Annotated in this window: 4 protein-coding genes; 3 read left to right on the forward strand and 1 reads right to left on the reverse strand. The window is 68.4% G+C overall.

Going from position 1 to position 5,854, the window contains the following annotated elements:
• The first annotated feature begins 6 nt into the window (after positions 1-6).
• From ACP5M5_RS09895 to ACP5M5_RS09905, 3 genes are all read left to right on the forward strand, one after another.
• Positions 7-933 carry a mitochondrial fission ELM1 family protein gene (locus ACP5M5_RS09895; RefSeq protein ID WP_427936977.1) on the forward strand — a complete coding sequence of 309 codons (927 nt, stop codon included), beginning with the start codon at positions 7-9 and terminating at the stop codon, positions 931-933.
• Between the two features lie 116 nt (positions 934-1,049).
• Positions 1,050-2,948 (forward strand): hypothetical protein, encoded by a 1,899-nt coding sequence (locus ACP5M5_RS09900; RefSeq protein WP_427936969.1) that lies wholly within the window; start codon positions 1,050-1,052, stop codon positions 2,946-2,948.
• A gap of 13 nt (positions 2,949-2,961) precedes the next feature.
• Positions 2,962-3,654: a GntR family transcriptional regulator gene (locus tag ACP5M5_RS09905; RefSeq protein ID WP_427936971.1), complete on the forward strand. Its 693-nt coding sequence runs from the start codon at positions 2,962-2,964 to the stop codon at positions 3,652-3,654.
• Between the two features lie 116 nt (positions 3,655-3,770).
• Here ACP5M5_RS09905 and ACP5M5_RS09910 read toward each other — a convergent pair whose 3' ends face one another.
• Complete coding sequence (locus ACP5M5_RS09910; RefSeq protein ID WP_427936973.1) at positions 3,771-5,594, reverse strand: ABC transporter ATP-binding protein; 1,824 nt, start codon at positions 5,592-5,594, stop codon at positions 3,771-3,773.
• Between the last annotated feature and the right edge of the window lie 260 nt (positions 5,595-5,854).

Genomic DNA, 5,854 nt, shown 5'->3' on the forward strand with positions numbered 1-5,854 from the left:
TCCTGGATCCTCAGCGAATCCTATGCCGGGCTGATGGCGCAGGCGCGGGGTTTGGCCGAGGCCGCATCGCTCGCGCCCGAAAGCCGCACGCTCACGCCGCGCGCGCCCTGGCGCTTCCTCACCGCGCGGCTATGGCCGGCGCCGCTCGCCGCCATCGGTGACGCTCTCGCCGGGCCGCTCCCCGACATCGTGATCGGGTGCGGCGGCGCCGGCGCGGTGATCGGCGCGGCGCTCCGCCGCCGCCACGGCCTGCGCGCCGTGCAAATCCAGCACCCGCGCATGGATCTGCGCCGCTTCGACGTCATTCTCGCCGCGATCCATGACGATCTCACCGGGCCCAACGTCATCGTCACCCGCACGGCACTCCATGGCGTGACACCGGCGCGATTGGCCGAGGCGGCGGCGATCTGGCGGCCACGCCTCGCCCATCTGCCGCGCCCGCTGGTCGCGGTGCTGGTCGGCGGCTCGAACGGGCGGTTCCGCCTCGGCGCCCTCGAAGCCGAGGCGCTCGGCATCCGGCTTGCCGCCCTCGCCGCCGACGGCGCCGGCCTCGCCGTCACCCCGTCGCGCCGCACCTCGAGCGCGGCGCAACGGGCGCTCGCGCTTGCGCTCGCTGGCCCGCGGGATGCCGGTGCCGCCTATCTCTGGGACGGCAGCGGCGAAAATCCCTATTTCGGGTTGTTGGCCTTGGCCGACGTGATCATCGCGACCGAGGACAGCGTCTCGATGATCTCGGAAGCGGCGGCGACCGCAGCGCCGCTGCTGGTCGCCCGTCTGCCCGGCCACTCGCGGCGCATCCGCGATTTCAGCGCGACGCTGATCGCAAGCGGCCGGGCCCGCGAGTTCACCGGCCGGTTGGAGGTTTGGCCCACGATCCCGATCAATGATACAGAAGCGGCTGCCGATGAACTCCGCCGGCGGCTCGGCTATTGAGCAGTGCCGGGCGAAAGGTGGGAAGAATGGTTCTTTTTTGAAAAAAAGAACCAAAAAACGTTTGTCCGTTTGGTGGTGCCCGCCGCGCCGCCGCGCCGGTGAACTGAGAGGCTGTGATGCTCGCGATCGAGACCTTTGACCAGCGCCAGGGCGGCAATGTGCTCTATAAGGCGCTCTCGCATCCGCTCGCGGCGGAAGCCCTCAGCGCGCTCGCGGCGCGGCTCCGCCCGCTCGCGCCGATCGCCCTGCTTGACCCGGATGGCATTGCCCCGGCGCTGCTCGCGCTCGCCCCGGCCTTGCCGCCGATCGCTGAGGTTTATGTCGAGGACGTGCGGGCGATCGGCCGCGAGATCGCCGGATGCGCGGCGCGCCCGCTCACCGACCTGCCGCGCAGTGCCGCCCGCGCACTCCTGATCACCGCCTTCGACGCCGAGCGCCTCATCGCCCGTCTCGCGCCCTTTATGCCTGCCGGCATGGAATGTCTCTCGCTCGATGCGATCCGCCTGCCGCGGGAGATGCTGACGGTGCCCGAACGCTATGGCGAGCGGCGCAATTTCGCGACTAACTTCGCTTTTTTCCGCGATCAGGACGGGCTCTCGACGCGCCTCGTCTCGGCCAATTACTGGGCCGGCTACGGCGCCGGCGCGGTCCGCCTCTGGCTTCGCCTGTTCGCCGCCGACGGCGAGGTGCTGGCCACCTGGGAAGAGGCTTTGCCCGCCGGCCCAGGCGGCTTCGCGTTCGACAGCCGTGCTGTTCGCGCCCGCTTCGGGCTGCCGCCATTCACCGGCCAGCTTTTCCTGCATGTCATCGGCGCCGCCGGCCATGACGTGGTGAAATACGCCCTCGATACCTTCCCGACCGATGCCGGTCCCAGTCTCTCTTGCACGCATGACGCCAATGCTTGGCCGTCTGAGCGCTATGCCGGTCTCCCCGCGCCGCGCGAGGATGAGCGGGTGATCCTCTGGGTGCAGAATAGCCACGCCGTCGCCATCCCCGCCGGCGCGATCGCGCTCGACCGCATGGGGGCGGAGCAGCCGGTCGCGTTCCCCCGCCCGATCGCGCCCTTCGCGACCGCGGCGCTCGATGTCGCGACGTTGCTGCCCGGCATTCGCTGGCCGGCGCAGATCGAACTCCGCGCCGGGCGCCATGTCGTCCGGCCGCGCTATGAGGTGGTGCGCGGCGGGCGCACCCGCATCGCCCATGTCAATGTCGAGCGCGCCGATCTCGCCCCCGATCCCACCCTCCGCGCCCTCCCTGCGCCGCTCGGGCGCGGCTTCCTGCTGCCATTTCCGATCCTGCCGCGGCGGCGTTTCGCAACCATTGTGCAGCCGACGCCGATGGCAACCACCGAGACCTCGCTGCCACTCCGCCTCGATCTTTTCGACCCTGAGGGACGTCCGGCGGGGAGTCATTTTCTCGGCCGCCTGCCGCGCGATCACGCGCTCGCCCTCGATCTCGACAGCGTTCTCGCCCCCGACGCCCTGCCCGAAGGCGGCCATGGCGAGCTGGTCTATGATTTCCGCGATGGCGGCGAGGGCAATGGCTGGCTGCACGCTTTGTTCCGCTATGCCGATCGCGAAAGTGGCCACGAGGCGGAGTCGAGCTTCGGCAGCCACATCTTCAATACGCTGATGACCTATCGCGACGAGCCGCAATCCTATAGCGGCAAGCCGCCGGGGCTTTCGACGCGGCTTTTTCTTCGCTTGGGCGAGGGCGGGCGGCAGAGCTTCACCTGTCTCATCTACCCGGCCTCAGCGCCATGGCACCCGCGCTCGACGACGAGCCTCCTGCTCCATGACGAAGCGGGCGCGGTGGTCGCGGAGGCGCCGCTCGCCATCGCGTGTTCGGGCTCGGCGCTGATTTACCCGCATGACGTGTTTGGCCCCGATCGCCTCGCCCGCGCCGGGTCGCGCGGCTATGTTCTGATCCGCGACACCACCTGCCGCCTGTTCGGCTATCATGGCCTGATGGACGCGGCCGGCGGCTTCTCGCTCGATCACATGTTTGGTTTCTGAAGGGGCGCGCGGCATGACGCATGATGGCTCCCCGCCTGCCGCCCCGCCCGCCGGGGCGGCGTGTTCGCTGACCGAGCGTGCCTATCGCATCCTCGAGGAAGACATCGCGATGCTGCGTCTCGCCCCCGGCGCTGCGGTCTCCGAGGCGGTTCTCAGCCAGCGCTGCGGGCTGGGCCGCACGCCGGTGCGCGAGGCGTTGCAGCGGCTGGCGCGCGAGGGGCTGGTGCGGGTGCTGCCGCGCCGTGGCATCGTCGTCACCGAGATCGACATCGCCCGACAATTGCGGCTGCTCGCCGTTCGCCGCGAGATCGAGCGCCTGCTCGCCCGCACCGCCGCAACCGAGGCGAGCCCGGCGCAGCGCGCGCGTTTCGCCGACATCGCCGCCGGCATGGAAGAAGCCGCCGCTGGCAATGACGATACCGCGTTCATGCGTCTCGATCGCGCCTTCAATCTCCTGCTTTTGGAAAGCGCGCGAAACGAGTTCGCCGCCGGCGCGATGGCGTTGATGAACGGGCTGTCACGGCGCTTCTGGTACATGCATTATCGCGAGGTCGCCGATCTTGCGCGCGCCGCCCGCCTTCATGCCGCGGTCGCCCGCGCCGTCGCCGATGGCGCGCCGGCGGCGGCGGCAGAGGCGTCTGACGCGCTGATCGATTATATCGACGAATTCGCCCGCGCCGCCTGCCAAACGCACTCTGGCGGCTAGAGCGTGATCGTCGAAGGCGGAATCGCGGGAGACGTGAATCACACTCTACAACAATACCTTAATAGAGCGTGTCTGGATCGATATGATCCGGGCACGCTCTAGCCGCGTTCGCGGCCCTAAGCGGCCACGTCGACGAGCTGCAGCGCTTGGCGACGGAGCAGCTCGCGATAGAGACCGGGCGATTGTTCGAGTTCGATCGGGCTGCCGTCCTGGACGATCTGGCCAGACTGCATGACGACGATACGATCGAAATCCTTGAGGGTGGAGAGCCGGTGGGCGACGGCGATCACCGTGCGCCCGATCATCAGCCGCATGAGCGCGTCCTGCACCGCCTGCTCGGCCTCGCTGTCGAGCGCGCTGGTCGCCTCGTCGAGCAGCAGCACCGGCGCATTGCACAGGAAGGCGCGGGCGATGGCGATCCTCTGGCGCTGACCGCCCGAGAGCTTGGTGCCGCGATCGCCGACAACGGTGTCGTATCCGTCTGTGAGCTGCATGATGAAATCGTCGCAGCCGGCGGCCTCGGCGGCGGCGCGGACCTCTTGGTCGGTGGCGTCGGGTCGGCCATAGCGGATATTCTCGCGCACCGAGCGGTGGAACATCAGCACGTCCTGCGGCACCACCGCGATCGCGCGATGCAGGCTTTCCTGGGCAAGGTCGGCGATGCTTTGGCCGTCGATCAGGATGTCCCCGCCATCGATATCGCGAAAACGCTGCAGGAGGGTGAGCACCGTGGTCTTGCCCGAGCCGGAGCGGCCGACGAGGCCGAGACGTGAGCCCGGTTCGATGCGGAGATTGAAATTCTTGAGCACCGTCTGCCCACCAGGATAGGCGAAGGAGACGTCGCGGAATTCGACCAGGCCGCGCGGCACCGCGAGTTTCTGCGCGTCCGCGGCGTCGCGCAGCTCATGCGGGAGCAAAAGCGTCGAGAGCGCTTCCGAGAGCCGCGCGATGTGCTGCACCATATCGACGAGGGCGACGGCGAGATCACGGGTGCCGTGCAGGATGATGAAACCGAGCGTGCTGACCAACACCATGTCACCGGCGCTGGCGGCGCCGCGCTGCCAGAGCAGGATACCCCAGGCGAGGATGCCCGCGGTGAGCAGCGCCGTGGTCGCGGCATGGAGGAGGCGGAGGCGCTCGAGATAGCGAAGGCTTTCGCCACGCGCCTTCATTTCGGCGCCGATGCGGCGGCGGAACCGCGCCTGCTCGCGCCCGAAGGCGCCGAAGGCGCGCACCAGGGAGATGTTGTTGATGACGTCGACGAGTTCACCATCGACGGCGGCGGCCTCGGCGGCGTAGCGATGATGGAGCGCGGTCCCGCGGCTCGCGAGCCGGATCAACAGGGCGGCGAGCGAACCCGAAATCGTCGCCAGCACCAGCGCCATCACCGGATCGACGGAGGCGAGGAAACAGATCGCGAGAACCACCGCAAGGCAAGGCGGCATCACGTTCCAGGAGAACAGGTTTTCTACGGTGAAAATGGCGTTGGCGGTGGCGGTGATGCGCCCGGCGAGCGTGCCCGGCTGGCGTTCGGCGAAGAAAGACGGCGCGTGGCCGGTGAGATGGGCGAAAAGATCGCGCCGGACATCGCCGGTGACGGCAACGAAGACGTAGGACGCGACCCAGCCGGCGAGACGCCAGGTGAGATTATCGGCGGCGATCACCCCGGCAAGCAGGCCGAACGCCCACCAAACGGCGGCGATCCGGTGCGCCATCAGCGTGTCGACGAGATGTTTCAGCGCGTATTGCGAGCTGACCGAGAACCCGACGGCGAGCATCACCGCGCCGATCACCACCGCGTGCTGGAATTTATGGCGCAGCACGTAAGCGAAGATGAACGCGATCGGCCGGCGCGCGAGGCGCTCGAGCGCTGCGATGTCGGGCAGCGGGGGGGTATCGTTGCCGGTGGTCGCGGGGGGATGGGGGCGTGTGAACAACATGGCGGTCGGCGTCTTTCGTGGGGCGGGAATGAGCGCAAATGTTGCGCGGCATTGCGGCGGAGTTAAGGCAAAATCCGCCCTAGATTTGCCCGTTTCGTCTCTCTAACTACCACCCGCACCGCCCAGAAGCGCGAACAGCGTGGCGGCGCGAGGACATCGGCCGCGACGACGTCGGCTATGAAGTGATCGGATATCTGGCTCAAAGAGAGAAAAAACCATGCGCATCGCCCAGATCGCCCCCCTCTATGAAGCTGTGCCGC

Origin of the sequence: Acidibrevibacterium sp., from assembly GCF_049965395.1 — a bacterium.
GTDB classification, from domain to species: domain Bacteria; phylum Pseudomonadota; class Alphaproteobacteria; order Acetobacterales; family Acetobacteraceae; genus Acidibrevibacterium; species Acidibrevibacterium fodinaquatile.

Excerpts from the sequence above, each read along its gene's own strand:
- ACP5M5_RS09910 (WP_427936973.1), bottom strand. The coding sequence starts at position 5,594 with ATGTTGTTCACACGCCCCCATCCCCCCGCGACCACCGGCAACGATACC.
- ACP5M5_RS09905 (WP_427936971.1), top strand. The coding sequence starts at position 2,962 with ATGACGCATGATGGCTCCCCGCCTGCCGCCCCGCCCGCCGGGGCGGCG.
- ACP5M5_RS09900 (WP_427936969.1), top strand. The coding sequence starts at position 1,050 with ATGCTCGCGATCGAGACCTTTGACCAGCGCCAGGGCGGCAATGTGCTC.